This is a genomic window from Pedobacter gandavensis (genome assembly GCF_032678465.1).
Lineage (GTDB): Bacteria > Bacteroidota > Bacteroidia > Sphingobacteriales > Sphingobacteriaceae > Pedobacter > Pedobacter gandavensis_B.
Window position 1 is genome coordinate 32723 of the sequence record NZ_JAVTSK010000007.1, and the last position, 21877, is coordinate 54599.

Sequence of the window (21877 nt, forward strand, 5' to 3'; positions counted from 1 at the left end):
CTGAAGCCCCTGGCGTATCTTGCTGAAAAAGTTGGACATACCTACGACATAAGATCAGTTCCATTTTTATTTTGCAAATATATTTCATACCTTTGCACAGTAATAGAGGGTAAGAGGGGGCAGGAGTCCCCTCTTTTCTTTTATTAGCAAATTGGTTATGCAGGCAGAAAAAAGAGTAACAGAGTTAGTTGAAGAGAAGATTTCGGACAGACCGGAATTGTTTTTGGTAGAAGTTAAAATGCTTCCAAACAATAAGCTTATTATTCATGTTGATGGCGATGAAGGGATTAGTATCCAGGATTGTGCAGCGATCAGCAGACATGTAGGTTTTCATCTGGAAGAAGAAAATACCATTGATAAAGCTTATAATTTAGAAGTGTCCTCGCCGGGAGTTGGTGAACCACTGAAACTTACAAGACAATATGTGAAAAATATTGGCAGAGAGTTAAGTGTGAAATTAACTGGTGGAGAGATTAAAGAAGGTAAGTTGCTTTCTGTTGAAGAGAACGGCATAACCATCGAAGCGAAGGTTAAAGAAAAAGGTAAAAAGGCGACGCTGGAAGTAACCAGTATCGACTTTAGTAGTATAACAGAAACAAAGGTTTTAATTTCATTTAAATAAAAATGAGCAATATTAATTTAATCGATTCATTTCAGGAATTCAAAGAATTCAAGAACATCGACCGTCCTACAGTGATTAGCGTACTGGAAGAGGTATTTCGCAGTATGTTGCGTAAAAAATACGGTACGGATGAGAATTGTGACGTCATCGTTAACCCGGATAACGGGGATTTGGAAATCTGGCGTACTAGAAAGGTGATGGAGGATGGTTTTTCTGAAGATGATGACCTGGAGATCGAACTTGCTGAAGTAAAGCGCTTAGATCCTGATATGGAAGTTGGCGACGATTACATTGAGCAGATCACTTTAGAGAGCTTTGGACGTAGAGCAATTTTAGCGGCACGCCAGACCCTTGTATCTAAGGTATTGGAATTAGAGAAAGACGAGATCTTCAAAAAATATAAAGATAGAGTTGGTGAGATTGTAACGGGAGAAGTTTACCAGGTTTGGAAGAAAGAAACTTTAGTGCTGGATGATGAAGGCAATGAGTTGATGATGCCAAAGACGGAACAAATTCCTGCGGATTATTTCAAAAAAGGAGATACTGTTCGTGCAGTAATCCTTAAAGTAGATATGATCAATGCAACGCCAAAAATTATCATTTCAAGGATTGCCCCTGAGTTCTTACAACGTTTGTTTGAGATTGAGGTTCCTGAGATTTTTGACGGACTAATCACAATCAAGAAAATTGTTCGTGAGCCAGGAGAAAGAGCGAAAGTGGCAGTAGAGTCATATGACGACAGAATTGATCCGGTTGGTGCTTGTGTGGGTATGAAAGGTTCGAGGATACATGGTATCGTAAGAGAACTTAAGAATGAAAATATTGACGTGATTAACTTCACCAACAATATCTCATTATATATTACCAGAGCATTGAGCCCGGCAAAAATCACTTCTATTAAATTAGATGATGAAACGAAACACGCTTCGGTATATCTGAAACCAGATCAGGTTTCATTGGCAATCGGTAGAGGTGGTCATAATATTAAATTGGCTGGTAAATTAACCGGTTATGAAATCGATGTTTATCGTGAAGCAGGCGAAGAAGATGAGGATGTGGATATTGAAGAATTCTCAGACGAAATCGACAGCTGGATCATTGATGAATTAAAATCAATCGGTTGTGATACCGCAAAAAGTGTACTTTCACTTTCAGTTGATGAGTTGGTAAAACGTACCGACCTTGAAGAAGAAACTGTCAAAGAAGTGATGAGTATATTAAAATCAGAGTTTGAATAAAACGTTAACTTGAATAGGTGAAAATTATGTGGCCATTAAAAACAAATCACATACCCATGAAATAAACAAGAATAAACGTTACTTTTGTATAAGAATTAAAGAAAAAATAGGATATCAATGTCAGACGACAAACCAATAATTTTATTTAAAGCAGTTAAGGAACTTAACGTAGGCATAGCTACGGCCGTTGAGTTTTTAGAAAAGAAAGGCTTTTCTGTTGAGAATAAACCCACTACTAAGCTCTCCCGCGACATGTATAATGCGCTGTTGAAAGAGTTTCAGGGCGATAAGATCGTAAAAGAAGAAGCCAATCAGATTGTTATTGGTAAAATTCGTCGTGATGAGCCGGAAGCAGCTGAAAAAGCTGCAGAAGCACCTAGAAAAAATGTAGAATTCGAAAATGAAGGCATCTTAATTAAGAACCTTCATTCGTATACTCCTCCTGTTGAGAAAGCTAAAGAAGAAACTCCGGCAAAACCGGTGGCTCCTGTAGTGGAAAAAACAGAAGAGAAACCTGAAGAGGGAGCATTGCCGGGTGTGAAAATAGTAGGGAAAATCAATTTAGATGATTTAAACACTAAAACCCGTCCGGTAAAGAAAGACGAAGCACCAGAAGTTCCTCAGCCAGTTGCTGAAGTACCTAAAGCGGAACCAACACCAGCCCCTGCTCCAGCGGAGAAAGCACTTGTAGAAGAGAAAGCAGTTGAGAAACCAGTAGAAGCTCCAAAAGCGGAAGTGGTTAAGCCTGTGGAACAACCTAAGGTGGAAGAGACTCCAAAGCCTGTTGAGCAACCTGTTGCTAAAATAGAGCCAGAAGTAAAAGAAACTCCAAAACCAGTGGAAGCACCAAAAATAATTGAAACGCCGAAAGTAGCGGAAGCCCCGAAAGTTGAGAAAACTGATGGTGTGGAAGTTATCAAGGCACGTTCTGTAAAACTATCAGGACCAAACATCATCGGTAAAATTGTATTGCCGGTAACTCCTGATCGTAAATCATCCCCTGTTGCCTCTTCGGCCGACAGCAATGATGCAAAAAGAAAGCGTAAACGTAAAAAGACTCCAGGACATCCTGGCCAGGGAGGTCATACTTCCGGAGGAAATCAGCAGGGAACCGGGGCAGCAGGAACAGGCACAACAGCGCCTAAACCAGCTCCTACATTTACCAACAGACCTGATTTTAGAAACAATACGAATAATACGGCTAACAGGCCAAACTTCAGGAACAATAAACCAGGAGCTCCTGGAAATGGACCTAAAGAAGAGCCTACGGAAAAAGAAATCCAGGATCAGATTAAAGCTACACTTGCACGTTTAAGTGGTGCAGGTAAATCTGGTAAGTTCGCACAACGTGCTAAATTACGTCGTCAAAAACGTGATGATGTGGCACTTTCTGCTGATGAGGCAGCAATGGAACTGGAATCACAATCCAAAGTGTTAAGGGTGACGGAATTTGTTACGGCAAATGAGTTGGCTACGATGATGGATGTACCGGTAACTAAAATTATCGGAACTTGTATGAGTCTGGGAATGTTCGTATCTATTAACCAACGTTTGGATGCAGAAACATTAACCATTGTAGCGGATGAATTTGGTTATGAAATTCAATTCGTAAAACCAGATGATGAAAGCGATATTCTAATCGAAGAAGAAGATAACGAAGAAGATTTGATCCCAAGAGCACCGGTGGTGACGATCATGGGTCACGTCGATCACGGTAAAACTTCATTGCTGGATTATATCCGTAAAGCAAACGTTGTGGCTGGTGAGGCCGGTGGTATTACGCAGCACATCGGTGCGTATATGGTAACCACAGCAACAGGTAAACAAGTAACTTTCTTAGATACTCCAGGTCACGAAGCCTTTACAGCGATGCGTGCACGTGGTGCGAAAGTTGCCGATATTGCCATCATTGTGGTTGCAGCGGATGATGCAGTAATGCCTCAGACTAAAGAAGCAATTCAGCATGCTCAGGCGGCAGGCGTACCATTGGTATTTGCCTTCACCAAAATTGATAAACCGGGTGCAAACTCAGAAAAAATACGCGAGCAATTATCTACAATGAATATCCTGGTTGAGGATTGGGGCGGTAGTTTCCAATCTCAGGAGATCTCAGGTAAGAGCGGATTAAACGTAGACTTGTTATTAGAGAAGGTATTATTAGAAGCAGAAATGCTGGATCTTAAAGCCAACCCTAACAAACGTGCTACAGGTAGTGTAATTGAAGCAACACTAGATAAAGGTCGTGGTATTGTAACTACGGTTCTTGTTCAGGCAGGTACATTAAAAATCGGTGATCCGATCTTAGCGGGTAGTTATAGCGGACGTGTAAAAGCGTTGTTTAACGAGCGTGGTCAGAAAGTTGATAAAGCAGGTCCATCTGTACCAGTACAGGTATTGGGTATGCAAGGTGCACCAACTGCAGGTGATAAATTCAATGCATTGGAAAGTGAAGTTGAGGCAAGAGAAATTGCCAACAAACGTCTTCAGTTAATGCGTGAGCAGGGTCTTCGTACTCAGAAACACATTACACTGGATGAGATCGGTCGTCGTTTGGCTATCGGTAACTTTAAAGAGCTGAACCTGATTGTTAAAGGTGACGTGGATGGATCAATCGAGGCATTATCTGACTCATTATTGAAACTATCTACTGAAGAGATTCAAATCAATATCATTAGTAAAGCGGTAGGTCAGATTTCTGAATCTGATGTATTGTTAGCTTCTGCTTCTGATGCGATCATCATCGGTTTCCAGGTTCGTCCTTCGCCAGGAGCGCGTAAGCTTGCTGAGGCGGAACAAATTGACATCAGACTTTACTCGATCATCTACGATGCCATCAATGAGATTAAAGCAGCGATGGAAGGTATGTTGGCTCCGGAATTTGAAGAGAAAATCGTCGCTAACGTGGAGATTAGAGAAACCTTCAAAATCACTAAAGTGGGTACAATTGCCGGATGTATGGTATTGGATGGTACGATTACTCGTAACAGCAAGATCCGTATCGTTAGAGATGGTGTGGTAATTTACACAGGTGAGCTGGCTTCATTGAAACGTTATAAAGATGACGTGAAAGAAGTTTCAAGAGGCTACGAGTGTGGATTGAACATCCAGAACTTTAACAACATCGAAGTAGGTGATATCGTTGAAGCTTACGAACAAGTTGAAGTAAAAAGGAAGTTATAATCCTTCTTAAACATAAAAAAATCAAACCGCCACAGCCTCTGTGGCGGTTTTTTTGCGCAAAAAAATATATAAATAATAATGACTACCATTAAAGCCGGTTACCTGATTTCTTACGATTACGAGTTTGTAAAAATTTCCTTACCCAGAGTATATGATTTTGTAGATGAAATATATCTTGCCGTAGATAGGGATGGGAAAACCTGGTCTGGTGGTTCATTGGAAATCGATCCCCATTTCTGGGAATGGCTAAAAGCATTCGACAAAGACCAGAAAGTCACGATTTATAAAGACCAATTTTATCTTCCGGAGCTCACAGCGATGGAATGTGATACCAGAGAAAGAAACCTCTTAGGGAAAAGAATGGGCAAGGCTGATTGGTATCTTCAAATTGATTCCGACGAATATTTCGTGGATTTCGAAGCCTTTATAGAGAAACTCAAAGTATACCATCCAGATAAACCGACTAGTGTATGCTGCAGTGTAGTAACATTGTTCAAAGAACTGGAAACGGGTTTTTTATTTATTGATGATTCTTATGAAACCCTTAGTTTTGCGACAAATCATCCAGTATATGACCTGGCCAGAAACAATAGTTCTGGGAATGAGCAGGTACTTTGGGACAATCTAGTGCTGCATCAGAGTTGGGCAAGGACCACTAGTGAGATTCAACAAAAACTTGCTAACTGGAGTCATAAAGATGACTTTAATACCAGGAGCTTTTTTAAACTTTGGGATGCCATTGATGAAGATAATTACGGGTATCTAAGGAATTTTCATCCCCTTACCTTGGACACCTGGCCTAAGTTAAGTTTGTTTAAGGGGACAATACTTGAGGTATTGAATTCAGAGGAGTTGAAAAACTTTAAAATAAAAAAACGACCTCCGGTTAAGCAGAAGTCGTTTTTATCAAAGTTGTGGAAGAAGCTGAAATCTTAAGCTAAATTAACGGAGTTTTTCTAGCTGCCATAGGATAATTTTCCTGATTGCTGAGCGTCCATAAATATTGATACACCTTTTTTTGTAATCATTGATCAGCGCTTTTGAGAAATTAATCAGAAGGTTTGGTGTCCTGCTATTGATTGGCCTGCCAAGATGTTTGTAGATCAGCTGTTCCAGGCTACCAACAATATTTTGAGCTTGATAAGCCTTCAGTATTTTTGCCCTTGAAGCAGAAGAAAGGCGGGTTCTTGCGGCTGTATCTTCATAAAGATATTGCAATGCTTCGGCAATTTGATGCTGGTCGTTGCTGGTGACAATTCCAGTTTCATTATGGTCTATCAATTCGATTTGTGCATTGTCGCGGTCTTCAGTGCTGATGGTCACTACAGGTGTGCCTGAGGTCATCGCTTCTGCAATCACCATTCCAAAGCTTTCCCCAATGGCACTGGCCGCCAGAAAAATATCGATGGTTTTATAATAGTATAACAATTCCTGCAGGTCTGAAGTGTTCTCACATACAATGAGCTTATCAGTTATACCAATTTTTTCTGCATGGGAGATCATCTCAGGGGTTGCTCCCAGTAATAAGAAGCGGGAATGACTGATTTGCTCCGCGAATATTTTGAATGCATCCAGGCTGACCAAATCGAATTTAGCATTGTCAGCACGACCAATCCTACCTACAATAAAGAGGTCATCCAGATTTCTCTGTTTTTTGAAGGCTAATAATGCCGGTTGATCGGGTATTTGCTTGCTGAGCAAGTCCACATCAACAGGGTATGGTAGGACTTTTCTCTTTTCCTCAAATCTGTTTTTTAGTTTTCTGTCGAGTTGCATACGCCTTACCAGAATCATCTTTGAGATGAAAAGATCATAATCAATCACGTCATATGTAGTATTTTCAAAAAATCCAAACACGTTGGTCTGGATGACTAATTTAGGTTTATTTGCCTTAATTATTTCGTAAACATCTTGTTCTAAAATACCATTTCCATGCCAATGCAATACATCTGTATCTTTTATTAATTCGCCAAATTTATTGAGATCTCCATTAAGTACGGTCACGCTTATGCCTAAATCTTCAATGAGTTGTACTCTTGGACCTCCTTCCAATAGGGCAATTACGCTGACTTCAAAATGTGTTTTGTCGAGAAACTTACTATATAATTGTAGCGCATATTCCGTTCCTCCTAAGCCAAGTTGGTTTACGGCCTCTATTACCTTTATTTTATTCATGAAATTGATTATTCTATTTTATTAAAATTTGAAATCTTAGATGCTTTTATGCTCGGGATTTTTATTTGATAGTGATTGCATGTAAACATCCAGGGATTCCATTGCAGTTTTATGCCAACTGAATTTTTTAGCCTGTTCAAGACCTTTTAAGCTATATTTCCTTCTTTGTTCTGGTTCCTCAAGAAGTAGGGTGATCTTACTGGTTAAATCAGTAAGGTTGTTCCATTCAAAATAAACCCCGGCATCCTCGGCAACTTCTGGAAAAGAGCTGTGATTGGCTAGAATAACAGGGCAACCATAAGTCATTGATTCTAATACCGGAATTCCAAAACCTTCATATTCCGATGGAAATACAAAAAAAAGAGCATTTTTATAATAATTGGCTAGCTCATGATCTCTAAAGTTTTGTTGTATAACCTGCTCACTGACCTTCAGTTTCCGGATCAATTGTAATTCATCTACTGTAAATGCATTTCCACCAGCACAAAGTAAATGCGTGTTGGGATGTCGTCTTAAAGCAGGGGCAATTGCCTTCAGAAAAAAAGTGAAATTCTTGTAAAGAGACCTGTTTCCTACAAAAAGTACATACTTTTCAGGTAAATCAGGTTGAATCTTGGATTCTGGTTGCTTAGAATGGGCTAGGTAAACCACTTCAATTTTCGAAGCATCAATATGTGGATAGATCCTTAAGATGTCTTTCTTCGTGTTATTAGAAACGGCGATTATCTTCGTCGCTTTGTTTATAAGTTGCCTTTTGTTTTCGATCGTAATGAGATGATCCGAGAAATATTGGGGAAACAACTCATGTATCATGTCATGTACTGTAAGGACAAAAGGTTTATTCTTTAAGTATTCACTGAAATACGGATCGTAATAAGTTGGGATAAAAAGATTGAATTGTTGCGCTTTCAATAATTCAACAGTCTTTTCTATATTTCTTTTCTTAAGCTTTTTAGGACGAAATGCCCGTAAGATCTTACTCAATTTGATCAGGATGTGCTTTTTCTTTTGGAAACTATCTGAGAAAAATGGACTTTCCTGAAAATGAATATTATCCGTATAAAATAATGGGCACTCTACATCTATTTCACTTATTTCAGTTAGTTGAGTAAATAACTCAATGTAATATCTGGATATACCTCCAAAATTTTGTTCATTAAATATTTGCGGGTCAAAGAGTATTTTAATCATTACTTTTGTTACAATATTGGTAATCCTATGAATATTGCCTGGATGTGCAAAGCAGTTCTAGTTAAATTGGGGCAGCTTTTGCCATTGAAGATTGTAAATGTAGGAAATTTAATGCCTTTTATAACTAAAATTAAGATAAATGGGGTCTAAGGATCTGAAAATTTCTATTGTAACGATTAATTATAATAATGCAGGAGGATTGAAGGAAACGATTCAGTCTGTACTAAATCAGGACTATCCTAGGATTGAGTATATTGTGATTGATGGTGGTTCAACAGATGGCAGTAAAGAAGTTATAGCCACTTACAAAGACCAGATTCATTATTGCGTAACTGAACCTGATGAAGGGATTTATAATGCGATGAACAAAGGGATAAGGGTTGCTACCGGCGATTATTTGCTTTTTCTGAATAGTGGAGATTTTTTAATAGATAAAAATGTTATAAAAGAGGCGGAGGCATCGGGAATGACCAAGGATTTGGTTTCTGGAAATATGATTTTTCATGAGCGAAATGAAAATTGGTGTCCTCCGGAAGTGCTGACTTTTAAAACGTTTTTTGAAGGAACAATTCCTCATCCCTCAACCTTTATAAGGCGAACTCTTTTTGATCAGGTGGGTTTATATAATGAGTCTAATTCTGTAGTGTCTGACTGGGAATTTTTCCTGCTCTCTACCTGCAAATTCAATTGTTCCTACCAGCATATTGACCTGTACATTACCCGGTTTCTGTGTGATGGTTTGAGTTCAGACCCAATAAATATGGAACGTATTTTAATAGAACGTTCGAAAGTGCTAAATACACATTTTCCACTTTTTCTGGCAGATTATAAGGCTTATGTTGCACTATGTGCAGAGATGAAAAAGGTAAGTTACTTTATTAAATACCGCAGATTTGTGAAGCGCTTGTTCAAGTTTAAAAAGAATTAACTGGCGCATAGGAGAAAGATCATTTTTAGATGAAGACAAAGATTTTATTTATCACCCAAGACCTTGCTCGTACCGGGTCCGAAATGGTGTTATGGTATTTGTTAAATAATATGGACAAGAACCAATATTCCATTTATGTGTTGTGCATGAAGAAGGGAGAGTTGTTCGATTTACTTCCGGATCATATTGGAAGGGAAATTTTTTATAAAAAAAGTTCGAGCTGGTATTTAAGAGTATATCGTGGGATCTTAAAGGTTTTAGGGAAAAATGCCGTTGCCATTCAGGTTGATTGTATCATGCGCCATTTTAAAGCGGACCTTTGGTATATAAATACGATCGTTATTCCTGATGTATTTGAAGCTTCCAAAAATTACCCGGTGAAAGTGGTGACCCATATTCATGAGTTACCAGGGGCATTTTCCTTGATTAAGGGACAGGCTTTAAAAAGTGTTTTTTCTCATTCTGATGTGTGTATAGGTTGCTCTGAGATTGTATGTGAAAAAATTGGGGATTTTGGTCACCCAGATATCAGGTTGCAACATAGTTTTATAGATGTGAGCACTATTCAGGTGGATACGGATCGCGTCGTACAGATTAAGGAAAAACTGGGTATTCAGCCAGCAGATTTCGTGTGGGTGATTTCTGGGGGCACCACTTATATGAAAGGAATAGACCAGGTATTACCTATTTTGGAGCATTTTAAGGAAGAACCGGTCAAGATAATTTGGATTGGTAAGCAACTTAATACAGGGCTGGATTTTTATGTTCAACATATCGCTGAGCAAAAATATCCAGGGAAGTTGCTCTTTACAGGTGCTTTATCTGAAGATTATTATAATTATATGTCAGTAGCAAATGGCTTCTTACTATTGTCCAGGGAAGAATCTTTTTCACTGGTGCTGTTGGAAGCAGCATATTTGGGCATCCCAATCGTTGCTTTTAATGTAGGAATTGTGCCTCAATTTTTGCTTAAAGATATGGGAATTATAATTGATAACTGGAACCTGGTGGATCTTTTAGCAGGAATGAGGCGTTGCTATGAACACCCCGAATATGATGCTGCATTACTTAAAAGTAATGCATTGAGATATGATGTACACCAGCAATTGCCAAAGTTTGAGACGCTTTTAAATGAAATTGCCGGTGGTTTTTAGTTCATTTCAGGGATGTGTTTCTTCCAAAAATTGGCATCAATAATCAGCGGCGCATGACATCCGAATGGTAGTTCTCCTCTCATTTGCCTGACTGCATTTTCAGGCTCATATTCCAACGCAAACTTTAAAGCTTCTTCCCAATGAGGAATACGAAACTTACGATTTATCTTTGGAGCTTCTATAGACCAGAATACATCTTCATTGTAATTATGTGAACTAGGATTCCAGTAGGCCTTGTATAATTCTGCTTTGCATAGCTCCAATGTTTTAATTGCGGCTGAGACATTCCGCAAGGATAGTCCTCCATTTCCTACTTTGTTTGCCAACCATCCATTCTTCCTTTTTCTGGCAAGCAGTGGTTGCCAGAAATTGCGATAAAGCCAACAACGTAGAGATCTTTTCTTTAATACAGAAGTTTTATACCATGGAGCGCCTATATAATCATAGGATTGATTACACCAATAATCCAGTTCATTTTTAAAAAGATATACATCTGATTGATGAATTAGTAAATACTCAAAATCAGCAAAACGTTTGTAAAAGTCAGGAGATATCATGAGCCGGTTATAGCCTTCTATGTTCTGGAAGAAATGATTTGGGAAACGTTCTATACGTAACTTAGTCAAGTTTCCATAGGATTCATCAATGATGAGCTGCTCGGGTGCTATAAGCACTTTTTCAAATCCTTCAGTTTTTCGTAGACCATTTTCCACAAAACTAAGCTCAATAGGTTGCAGTTTCCGGTATAGCGGGATCACAACCACACATTTTTTATTGACCATTCGGGGGATTAACTTGATAAGAGATTGTGGTAAATTTCCCAATATTTTTTAGCACTATTTTTCCAGTTAAATTGCCTGGCATGAGCAATAATGGCTTCCTCAGGTTGCGTGCTTTGATGATGATGTATACCAGCATCAAATATTGCGTTCATAGAACTGGCCTCAAAGTTCTCAAAATAATAAGCAAATTCGGCTCCAATTTCAGGGAGGGAAGTTGCCTTGGAGAGAAAAACGGGCTTTCCAAAACTCATGGCCTCAATTACAGGTATACCAAAGCCTTCTGCGAGAGAGGGGAATGCAAAAGCAAAGCAATTTTTGTAATACCAATATTTATCTTCTTTACTCACAGGTCCAAGAATTTTAATCTGATCTATTACCTTATATTTGGCCGCTTCTTTCATAATCTTCTCTACATAAGCTGTATCGGTTTTACCTGCAATAATTAACTCCAGGTTTCTATTTTGAACTAGACAAGGAAGGGTATGAAAATTCTTTTTTGCATTCACAGTTCCCAAAGTAAACAAGAAAGGTTTTGATGGGACGTAAACGGGCTGTTCGTGCTTTGGGAACTCCTCCACATTACAGCCGTTATAAATAACAGTAATGGGTTTGTTGACTTTTAAATATTTAAGAATATCTTTTTTCGTAAATTCAGAAATGGCCACTATATGATCAGCCCGATCTATATTTTTCTGGTGCTTTTTTAAATAGGTAGTTTTTTTTGCCTCAGACTTTTCTTCATATAGGAAATTTAAATCATGAACAGTCAATACACACTTCAGCTTACGATTTGCAGGAGGTATATACCATGAGGTTTGATGTGTACAATGCCAGACATCAATAAGTGGATCTAATTTTGGAAATATAAATTTATGCAGGCTTTTCTGAGTTAAGAAACTAAGATTAGCCGGGAAGTGGTGCTGATCCTTTTGCTGGATGTAGATTCTCAGCTGATCGGCGTTTTTTTTTGTTTCCAGCAGGGCAATACCTAACTGCTGGCAATATTCAAATAGCCCGGTAAAGGGATATTTCATTCGCTCACAATCTAAAATGATTTCCAATGCTCTATTATTTTTTAACCGAATAATTTGACTTATAGCTCATATTGTTGATTAATTCTAGTCAGTAAAGGTTTGCATGTCTATTAATCTTCTATATAATCCATTATGACTAATCAGATCACTATGACTACCTGATTCAATGACCTTGCCATTTTCTACTACCACAATGATGTCTGCATTTTGTATGGTAGATAAGCGATGTGCGATAATTAAAGAAGTTCTGTTCTGCATCAGTTTATAGAGTGCATCCTGTACTAATTTCTCTGATTCTGTATCCAGTGCTGAAGTAGCCTCATCTAATAGCATTAATGGAGGATTTCCAAGTATTGCACGCGCTATACATAGTCTTTGTCTTTGGCCTCCTGAAAGACGAATACCGCGATCACCAATATAAGTTTCATAACCATTTTCGGTATTCATGATAAAATCATGCGCATTTGCAATTCTGGCGGCTGCCATAACCTCATCAGCGGTCGCATTGGGTTTTGCAAAAGCAATGTTATTAAAAATGGTGTCGTTAAATAAAATAGACTCCTGATTCACAAATCCCATATGGGCCCTTAGCGACTCTACTTTAATATCACGTAAGTCTATATCATCCAATAGAATTTTTCCTTCTTTTGGTTCAATAAATCTTGGGATTAAATCCATTAATGTAGATTTACCTCCACCAGATGGGCCAACCAAGGCAACCGTCTTACCTTTTGGTATTTCCAGATTAATGCGATCTAATATCAATTTATCACCATAAGCGAAAGAAACATCTTTCATGATAATAGATTTATTAAATGATTTTATCTCAATTGCGTTAGGACTATCAAGGATTTCTGGTCTTTCATCAATCAGGTCAAGCACTCTTTTTCCCGCTGCTAGACCAGTATGAATTCCACTAAATGCATCAGAAAGGGCTTTTGCAGGTCTCATGACTTGTGAAAATATAGCAATGTATGCAATAAACTCTGATGAAGTTAAGTCTGATTCTCCGGTTAAGACCAATGAGCCACCGAAGTATACAATTCCAGCTACCATCATGACACCAAGGAATTCCGAAACCGGAGATGCTAATTGTTGTCTTCTTACCATTTTTCTGGTAATATTTGAATAGGTTACATTTTCTTGATGAAATCTTTCTTTTACATATTGGGTCGCATTGAATGCTTTGATTATTTTAATTCCGGAAAGTGCTTCATCGAGATATCCCAGCATATTCGCGAAAGTTTCATGAGCCTGAGTGGCCTGCTGTCTTAGACGTTTTACAATCTTCGCAATTATTAATCCAGCAAGAGGGATAATTAGTAAAGAAAAAAGAGTCAGTTTTATGGAGATAGAGAAAAGCAGGACAATATATACAATTAGTGTTACAGGCTCTTTAAATACCACCTGTAGTGTATTAGTTACTGTAAACTGGACAACCTGGACATCAGAGGATATTTTAGAAATAATATCGCCTTTGCGTTGGTTGTTGAAATAACCCAAATGTAAATTCATCACATTGTTAAAGACCTTTTTGCGCAAGTTTAACAAGGTATGCACACGTAGGTCTTCCATGGTTTTTGCTGATAGATATCTGAAAATATTAGATAAGAATACTGAGGCAACGATGACAATACATACAAATTTTAATGCTTGTGTTGGTCCGTAATTGAGGATGTAATAATCTGTCAATTCTCTGAATTTTCCCATGATATCCCACCAGGACTGTTCTTCATTGATACTTGTTTTTGCAGCGATAACTGCAGCTTTATGATTAAATAAAGTATCTAATAAAGGGGCTAATAGGGCCAGATTTAAGGTGTTAAATAAAATATAAAGAAGTGTTGCAAAAACATACGGTATTGCAAACTTTTCTATAGGCTTTGCAAAGGATAATAACCTGAAATAGTCTTTCATTAAGAATTTAAAATTTTCCAAAGGTACATAATTACGCGGACGTTTGAAATATGACTAAAGAAGCCAGATGAAGGGTTGAATGGGCCTGATTCCCAATTTGATTCTTTATTATTCAATATAAATCTGTTTTTTTGTATCAAACCATTCTTAGTTAATGATTCACAAAGAGGAACTTCTGAAAGGAATTAAACATGGGTCTTTCATTTCTTTGGCACGGGCGCTTACTCTGGTCGAAAATGATATTGCTCCTGCTACGGAATTATTGAGGTCACTGGAGTTAAATGAAACGCCTGTAATCGGAATCACAGGGCCGCCGGGTGCAGGAAAGAGTACCCTGGTTAATGCCATCACTACTTATTTGGCAGCTCAGCATAAAAAAATTGCCATACTTGCTGTAGATCCTACCTCTCCATTTAATTTTGGGTCCTTGCTCGGGGATCGGATTCGGATGTCCCAGCATTTCAATAATCCTAATGTGTATATACGCTCTATTGCGACAAGAGGAGCTTTGGGTGGAATTTCTGCCAAAACTATTGAAATGGTAGATGTAATTAAAGCTGCCAATTTTGATCTGGTTTTCGTAGAAACAGTAGGAGTAGGGCAGTCAGAGATTGAGATTGCCGGTTTGGCAGATAAAACAATAGTGGTTTTGGTTCCAGAATCCGGAGATGAGATCCAACACATCAAATCCGGATTGATGGAGATAGCACAGGCCTTTGTGGTTAATAAAGCGGATCGGGAGGGGGCTGATACTTTTGCCAATAACCTTAAAAAATTAATGTATCAGCAGCACGAACAGATTCCGGTCTTTAAGACGGTGGCGGATAAAAATATAGGAATAGCTGAGCTTTGCCATTGGTTAATGGAGCCAATTTTGGCAAACAATGAGCGAAAACCTTTACTACTCGCAGAAAAAGCATTGAAAATCATTGAACATTATCGAATGTCGGACCTCAATAAAAACCAGTTACTGCTAGACCTTAAGGAAGCATTAAAGGCTCCGGATTTTAATATTTACAAATTTGCAGATAAATGGATTTCAGACTAGACCAGGAAATGGCTGGTCGTGTGGGTTGTATGGAAAAAAGGAATCTGAGTAGCAGCTGCCAGGACATTTTTGTCAAATTAGACAGATTTTCGCCAAAAAAAATAATAGGCGTGTATTTTTTACACTTTATACCTTTTTATAAGCATTAATCTCGTTTTTTAGACTAAAAAAACGATTATAATACTGTTTAACAGTGTGTTTTGTTTTTTTAAAACAAAATCATATCCTGATTTGTATGTTCTTATGCCGAAAAATATTGGGATCTTCTGGCCTTAGAATTACTCAATTAGTCTGGCCTCGAAACTTTGGAACGGAGTTTGTATATCTGTTGTGGGAATTTAAAAAATTGTTTAGTTTTGCTACGCAAAAAATTATACAATTAATTTGTTTAACCTTAAAAAAGAAAATTATGAATTATTCTACTTTAAAAAAGGGTCTTGCAGTCTCTTTCGTAGCATTAATGGGAGCAACAACTCTTGCTAGTGCACAAGATGCTCCAGCGACTTCTTCTTCAGCCAAGGTATTTGGTGGAAGAGCACAGTACAGATCATGGTCTATCGGTGTTAACGGTGGTGTTTTATCTCCATTTGTTGCTATCGGTGGTACTAATGATTTCAACCGTGCAGATGTAAACTTAGGTTACGGTTTGTCTTTAAGAAAACAACTAGGTCATGCATTCGGTTTAGAAGGTAACATTTTCCGTGGAAAAGTTTCTGGTACAAACAAACAAGTTGCTGGTGCTTTGCCTGCTAACATCAAAGGTTTTGAAACTGAAATGCAATATGCAGTTGACTTAAGAGGTGTTGTTAACGTTGCAACTGTAGATTTCTTACGTCGTGAGAACTCAGTAAACTTCTTCGTAACTACTGGTTACGGTTTAGTTGCTTACAACCCAATCGTTGACGGTAAAGACAACAAAGGTAAATTCGGTAAAGATGGTGATAAAGACTTCGTTAAAGAAGCTTATATTCCTGTTGGAGCTGGTGTTAAATTTAAAGTATCTGACCGTGTGTCATTTAACTTAGGTTACACTATGCACTTCATCGATGGTGATAACTTTGACGGAGTATACGCTAAAGGAACTACTAAAGATAAATTCTCTTACGGATATGCAGGTCTAGAATTCTCTCTAGGTTCTAAATCTAAACCAAACCTTGACTGGGTTAACCCATTAGCTTTAATGTATGATGAATTGAAAGATCCTTCATTACGTCAGGAAGTTGAAGCGTTAAAAACTCGTGTATCTAGCGTTGAAAAATCTGTTGAAGATTTGAAAAAAGATTCTGATGGTGACGGTGTTGCTGATCAATTCGATAAATGTCCAGGTACTCCAGCAGGAGTTGCAGTTGATGGTTCAGGCTGTCCTCTACCTAAAGTAGAAGTTGCTGTAGTTGATGCTAGCAATGTAACTGGTTTCGAAAGAATCCAATTCGAATTTAACTCTTCAGTTCTTAAAACTGATGCTTACCCTACTTTAGATAAATTATCTTCTGTATTGCGTAATGGTGGTGGTAAAGTAACTGTTAACGGTTATGCTTCAAGCGAAGGTACTGCTGCTTACAACTTAAAATTATCTAAAGATAGAGCTAACTCTGTAAAAACTTACTTAGTAAACTCTGGTGTTAGTGCTAAACAAGTAGTAACTAAAGGTTATGGTGAAGCAAATCCAATCGCTTCAAACGATACTGAAGAAGGTCGTATCCAAAACCGTCGTGTTGAAACTGCTAGAGACTAATTATCTCCAGGTAAATATTTAAAAAAGAGGGCTTCATTTTTGAAGCTCTCTTTTTTTTATGCCTACATTTGTGGACGTATGTATCTATTTAGAAAGAAAGATCCGAACCGACCAACCAATATCAACCTAAAAATCATGCACGTCATTAATGCCGTTGCAATTGCTGTCTTTGTAGCTGGACTGCTCTATAAACTGATCAGCTGGCTTTTCTAGAACAAAATAAACCTATATAATTATGAAGCAAATATTCAATACCGACGATGCACCAGCTCCTATTGGTCCTTACAGCCAGGCTGTAAAAGCAAATGGTTTCTTATTCTTATCAGGACAAATCGCTATTAATCCACAAAATGGGGAATTAACGATGTCTTCGATCTCTGAAGAAACGCATCAGGTGATGAGAAACATTAAAGCCGTATTATTAGAGGCTTCTTATACTTTTGGGGATATCGTAAAGACGACTATCTTTTTAACGGATATGGCTTTATTTGCTGAAGTGAACGAAGTTTATGGTTCTTATTTCCAGAGTAAAAGCAATTTCCCTGCACGCGAAACGGTTGCTGTTAAAGGCTTACCTAAAGGTGTAAATGTAGAGATCTCTATCATCGCTTGTAAAGGATAAGTTTTGGGAAAATCTAATCTCAGGTACTTTTTTGCCGGAATTTTATCTTTTGCCATTTGGGGGTTTTTCTCCATTCCTTTGAGAAATTTAAAGGCTTTTCCTTCCGAGGAAATCCTTTATTACCGGATTTTTACTTCCCTGGTTTTTCTATGGATGGCCATATTGGTGTTTCGAAAAAAGCAAATCAAAAAAGACCTGGATTATCTTGCCGGTTTAACTAAAAAGGAGAAGAATACCGTTGCAGTACAAATTGTAGTTTCAACTGTGCTCCTGACCTCAAATTGGTATACCTATATTTATGCGGTAAATAATGTCAGTCTTCAATCGGCAGCCTTTGCTTATATGGTCTGCCCATTGATTACTGCATTTGGAGGCTTTGTGCTCCTTAAAGAACATTTATCTCGCTTAAAGCTGATCTCTCTGGCTATCGCTCTGCTGAGTATCATCCTGCTGGCAACCGGCTCCTTTGTGGAAGTATTGTGGTCAGTTATTATTGCCTCTCTATACGCCTTTTACCTGATTATTCAGCGTAAAATGCAAAACCTGGATAAGCTGAATGTGCTGGCTTTGCAAATCGGTCTGGCAGTTATACTTATGCTCCCTTTTTATCTTTTCCAACATGGTAGTGTTCCTGATACGGCCTGGTTCTGGACCAATATCATTGTGGTAGCCGTATTTTTTACAATCATCCCACTTTTCCTAAGCCTGTACGCCTTAATTGGAATCCCTTCATCCACTTTGGGGATCATTATTTATGTAAATCCCATTATTGCCTTTAATGTGGCGATCTTCTATTTTGATGAGCATGTAGATTCCCATAAACTAATTGCTTATTTCCTACTAGTAGTCTCTGTTGTGGTATTTAATTGGAGCATCATTAAAGATATCCTTACCTTTAGGAAAAAAAACACTTAACTCTTGTTTGCTTCCAGTTTAGATACCACAATCGAATACCTTAAAGGCGTAGGGCCTAAACGTGCGGAACTCCTGCAAAAGGAATTGCGTATTTTCAGCTACGATCACTTACTCAATTATTTTCCTTTTCGTTATATCGACCGTACCAGGTTTTATAAGGTAAATGAGCTGAACAGTGAATTGCCTTATGTGCAGATTCTGGGCAGGATTACCGGAAAAGAACAGATCGGGGAAAAGCATAAGAAGAGGATTGTGGCCCGTCTGACTGACGAAACAGGTTCTATCGAGCTGGTTTGGTTTCAAAGTCTGAAATGGGTGGACGAAAACGTACAACGCGGAAAAGTGTATATTGTTTTCGGTAAGCCAACAGCCTTTAATGGAGGTTTTAGTATTTCTCATCCAGAGCTGGAAAACTATCCGAGACCAGCTACAATTACTGGGAATCTGAGGCTACAGCCAGTCTACAACTCCACTGAAAAATTAAAGAAGTTCTTTCTGGATAGTAAAGGGATTCAGAAACTTCAGATGCAGGTGATTGAACAACACCTTTCTGAAGTCAAAGAAAGTTTACCAGCTTATATTCTGGATAAATACCAGATGGTGAATAAAAAGGAAGCGCTTTTAAGTATTCATTTTCCAAGGGATGTGAAAGCTTTAAAAGCTGCGGAACGCAGACTGAAGTTCGAAGAACTGTTCTATATCCAGCTTCAGTTGTTACACAATAAACAAGTCAGGGAATGGAAGTTCAAAGGGCATCCATTCAACTCAGTAGGGGAGAGTGTGAATACTTTTTACAAGGAAATCCTTCCTTTTGAACTTACAGGGGCACAGAAGCGTGTAATTAAAGAAATTAGAACGGATACCCAACGTGGTGTTCAGATGAACCGTCTGGTGCAGGGGGATGTGGGTAGTGGAAAAACTGTTGTGGCATTGATGAGTATGTTGTTGGCTAAGGATAATGGATTTCAGGCTTGTATGATGGCGCCTACAGAGATTCTGGCCCGTCAGCATTATGAGTCTATTACTTCTCTTTTAGGGGGGCGTTTGGCGAAAGTCGGTATCCTTACGGGAAGCAGTACAAAAAAGCAACGTACAAAACTACATGAAGAGCTGGAAGCTGGAGAAATTGATATTCTGGTCGGTACTCATGCCTTGATTGAGGATAAAGTTGTATTTAAAAATCTGGCCTTAGTAGTGATTGATGAGCAACATCGCTTTGGTGTAGAGCAACGCGCCAAACTGTGGCGTAAGAATGCCATACCTCCACATATTCTGGTGATGACAGCAACACCAATTCCCCGGACATTAGCCATGACTTTATACGGAGATCTTGATGTTTCTTCAATTGATGAACTGCCGGTGGGTAGGAAGCCCATTGAAACCCGTCATTTTTTTGAAGGTCAGCGTCTGCGCATGTTTGGTTTCATGCGGGAGGAGATCGCCAAAGGCCGGCAGGTGTATGTAGTTTATCCATTGATCAAGGAAAGTGAGAAATTAGACCTTTTGAATCTGGAAGCTGGTATTGAGCAAATGAGTTATCAGTTTCCCAGACCTGATTTTCAGATTAGCATTGTTCATGGTAAAATGAAAAATGTGGAAAAGCAGTTCGAGATGCAACAGTTTATTGATGGTAAAAGTCAGATTATGGTGGCAACTACGGTCATTGAAGTGGGGGTAAATGTACCAAATGCTTCGATTATGATTATTGAAAATGCAGAGCGCTTCGGCTTGTCACAGCTACACCAGTTACGCGGACGTGTAGGTAGAGGTGCTGAACAGTCTTATTGTATTCTGATGTCTGGCAATAAACTGAGTGCTGATGGGCGCCTTCGTTTAGAGACGATGGTAAAGACAAACAATGGCTTTGAGATTTCGGAGATCGATTTGCAATTACGTGGGCCTGGAGATTTAACCGGTACACAACAAAGTGGGGTTTTGGAATTGAAATTAGCCAATCTGGCTACAGATCAGTTGATTTTACAAGAGGCAAGATCTACTGTAATGGATATACTAGCAGGAGATCCACAGCTGGAACTCCCGGAAAATAGTCTGTTGAAAACATACCTCGCTAAAAGAAGCAGAGGTATTGCTCTCGACAAAATTTCTTAAATATGCTTTAATCTTCGTCGCTACCCGGTAGTGATCCTGAACCTGAATAAGCCCCTTTTCTAATGATCGGCATACCAAGGTGTTTGTACAAGTCATCTAAATGCATAAGACTACCATTTGTAAGGTTGCCCAGGAAAATGACCACAATGTTCTTTTGTACATCACGCACATAGATATGTCTGAAGCCATGCCACCAGCCAGTATGATAGACCACCTTTCTGCCATTCTCGCCATCAAACATTCTCCATCCATAACCGTAGTTGAAATGCCCGTTGATTGGCTTGTTATGCCCCTGATAAGCTGAGTCCAGACTTGCTTTTGTCAATAGTCGGCCATTCTTCAGCGCTTTGTCGTATAATACCAAATCATGCAGGGTGCTATAAATACCTTTATCGCCAACAGGTCCATCCAGGAAATTCTGAACTACAGAATACCTCCAGGTACGATCATGCCCGACTACGTCGACCGGGATTTTAGGATATACAGTGGTAGAATACACATGGGTGTTTTTCATTCCCGCAGGTTTGAAAATGTGCTCCATCATATAGTCAGAGTATGGCTTACCAGTCACCTTTTCAATGATCGCTGCCAATACCATGTAGTTTGAATTATTGTAATGAAAACGGGTATCCGGTTTGGCATAACGGTTTGGCTTATACTCGGCAATCAGATTCATCACATCATTATTGCTCATCGCTTTTTTCTTATCCTTCCATATACCATCTGTAAAGTAAACATAATTCATCATGCCGCTACGGTGTGTAAGGAGTAACTTCACATTGATCCCTTCATAAGGGAAGTTTGGATAAAACTTCTTTACATCATCTGTTAGTTTTAACTTCCCTTGTTCTACCAATTGCATAATTGCTGTTCCGGTAAATGTTTTCGTAATGGAAGCCAGTTCAAATTCAGAATTGATCTTTAAGCTGTCGCGATGTAAGTAATCCGCCCATCCTATAGCCTTTTCATATAAAATCTTTCCATCTTTAGCCACCAGCATATTGCCATTAAAGCCATATTTTTTATGCAGGTTTTGTACAAAATCTGCAATGAACTTATCTCCTTTTGCTGGATTATAGACCAATAGCAAGCTGTCGGCCTTATCGTCTTCTGCTGTCCGCTCCTTACTCGGCTCAGAAAGCACTGCGGGTTTTTTAGAATTTGAACAAGAAAAGAATATGAAAGTGGCTACTGAAGCTGCGGCTAGAATATTACGATAATTCATGA

The 21877-nt window shown here is 38.6% G+C and carries 18 protein-coding genes; 12 read left to right on the forward strand and 6 right to left on the reverse strand.

Translation table 11 applies throughout. The features are described from left to right. Nucleotides 1-157 precede the first annotated feature (157 nt). The 4 genes from rimP to R2Q94_RS13915 all read left to right on the forward strand — a co-directional run bounded on the left by rimP (nt 158) and on the right by R2Q94_RS13915 (nt 5976). The gene (gene rimP, locus R2Q94_RS13900; protein WP_316822071.1) at nt 158-622 is read left to right on the forward strand and encodes a ribosome assembly cofactor RimP; all 465 of its coding nucleotides are present in this window, start codon (nt 158-160) and stop codon (nt 620-622) included. Between the two features lie 2 nt (nt 623-624). Then, nucleotides 625-1860, forward strand: coding sequence for a transcription termination factor NusA (gene nusA / locus R2Q94_RS13905; protein WP_316822072.1), 1236 nt, complete (start codon nt 625-627; stop codon nt 1858-1860). 117 nt (nt 1861-1977) lie between these two features. After that, nucleotides 1978-5040 (forward strand): translation initiation factor IF-2, encoded by a 3063-nt coding sequence (infB, locus tag R2Q94_RS13910; RefSeq protein ID WP_316822073.1) that lies wholly within the window; start codon nt 1978-1980, stop codon nt 5038-5040. 78 nt (nt 5041-5118) lie between these two features. Beyond that, nucleotides 5119-5976: a hypothetical protein gene (locus R2Q94_RS13915; protein WP_316822074.1), complete on the forward strand. Its 858-nt coding sequence runs from the start codon at nt 5119-5121 to the stop codon at nt 5974-5976. Between the two features lie 6 nt (nt 5977-5982). On the opposite strand, the gene R2Q94_RS13920 is transcribed toward R2Q94_RS13915, so the two are convergent. After that, nucleotides 5983-7215, reverse strand: a complete 1233-nt coding sequence (locus tag R2Q94_RS13920; RefSeq protein ID WP_316822075.1) for a glycosyltransferase — start codon at nt 7213-7215, stop codon at nt 5983-5985. A 36-nt stretch (nt 7216-7251) separates the two neighbouring features. Continuing rightward, nucleotides 7252-8406, reverse strand: a complete 1155-nt coding sequence (locus tag R2Q94_RS13925; protein ID WP_316822076.1) for a glycosyltransferase family 1 protein — start codon at nt 8404-8406, stop codon at nt 7252-7254. A 139-nt stretch (nt 8407-8545) separates the two neighbouring features. Between R2Q94_RS13925 and R2Q94_RS13930 the strand changes: the two genes are divergently transcribed. Continuing rightward, nucleotides 8546-9334: a glycosyltransferase family 2 protein gene (locus R2Q94_RS13930; RefSeq protein WP_316822077.1), complete on the forward strand. Its 789-nt coding sequence runs from the start codon at nt 8546-8548 to the stop codon at nt 9332-9334. 29 nt (nt 9335-9363) lie between these two features. Next, nucleotides 9364-10488 (forward strand): glycosyltransferase family 4 protein, encoded by a 1125-nt coding sequence (locus R2Q94_RS13935; protein WP_316822078.1) that lies wholly within the window; start codon nt 9364-9366, stop codon nt 10486-10488. Here R2Q94_RS13935 and R2Q94_RS13940 read toward each other — a convergent pair. The 3 genes from R2Q94_RS13940 to R2Q94_RS13950 form a co-directional block, all read right to left on the reverse strand. After that, a complete protein-coding gene (locus R2Q94_RS13940; RefSeq protein ID WP_316822079.1) occupies nt 10485-11270 on the reverse strand; it encodes a DUF5672 family protein in 786 nt (261 codons plus the stop codon). The two genes, R2Q94_RS13935 and R2Q94_RS13940, sit on opposite strands and share 4 nt — an antisense overlap. 8 nt (nt 11271-11278) lie before the next feature. Then, a complete protein-coding gene (locus R2Q94_RS13945; protein ID WP_316822080.1) occupies nt 11279-12304 on the reverse strand; it encodes a glycosyltransferase family 1 protein in 1026 nt (341 codons plus the stop codon). An 84-nt stretch (nt 12305-12388) separates the two neighbouring features. After that, nucleotides 12389-14221 (reverse strand): ABC transporter ATP-binding protein, encoded by a 1833-nt coding sequence (locus tag R2Q94_RS13950; RefSeq protein ID WP_316822081.1) that lies wholly within the window; start codon nt 14219-14221, stop codon nt 12389-12391. Nucleotides 14222-14375: 154 nt separating this feature from the next. On the opposite strand from R2Q94_RS13950, the gene meaB reads away from it, so the two are divergent. The 6 genes from meaB (at nt 14376) to recG (ending at nt 20650) form a co-directional block, all read left to right on the forward strand. Beyond that, nucleotides 14376-15269: a methylmalonyl Co-A mutase-associated GTPase MeaB gene (gene meaB / locus R2Q94_RS13955; RefSeq protein WP_316822082.1), complete on the forward strand. Its 894-nt coding sequence runs from the start codon at nt 14376-14378 to the stop codon at nt 15267-15269. 409 nt (nt 15270-15678) lie between these two features. Then, nucleotides 15679-17004: an OmpA family protein gene (locus R2Q94_RS13960; protein ID WP_316822083.1), complete on the forward strand. Its 1326-nt coding sequence runs from the start codon at nt 15679-15681 to the stop codon at nt 17002-17004. Between the two features lie 78 nt (nt 17005-17082). Continuing rightward, nucleotides 17083-17217, forward strand: a complete 135-nt coding sequence (locus R2Q94_RS13965) for a DUF6728 family protein (protein WP_316822084.1) — start codon at nt 17083-17085, stop codon at nt 17215-17217. A 22-nt stretch (nt 17218-17239) separates the two neighbouring features. Next, nucleotides 17240-17626 (forward strand): RidA family protein, encoded by a 387-nt coding sequence (locus tag R2Q94_RS13970; protein ID WP_316822085.1) that lies wholly within the window; start codon nt 17240-17242, stop codon nt 17624-17626. Nucleotides 17627-17629: 3 nt separating this feature from the next. After that, entirely contained in the window at nt 17630-18541 is a 912-nt protein-coding gene (locus tag R2Q94_RS13975; RefSeq protein ID WP_316822086.1) for an EamA family transporter, read from the forward strand. A gap of 3 nt (nt 18542-18544) precedes the next feature. Further along, nucleotides 18545-20650 (forward strand): ATP-dependent DNA helicase RecG, encoded by a 2106-nt coding sequence (recG, locus tag R2Q94_RS13980; protein WP_316822087.1) that lies wholly within the window; start codon nt 18545-18547, stop codon nt 20648-20650. 7 nt (nt 20651-20657) lie between these two features. On the opposite strand, the gene R2Q94_RS13985 is transcribed toward recG, so the two are convergent. Next, entirely contained in the window at nt 20658-21875 is a 1218-nt protein-coding gene (locus R2Q94_RS13985; RefSeq protein ID WP_316822088.1) for a serine hydrolase domain-containing protein, read from the reverse strand. Nucleotides 21876-21877: the final 2 nt, after the last annotated feature.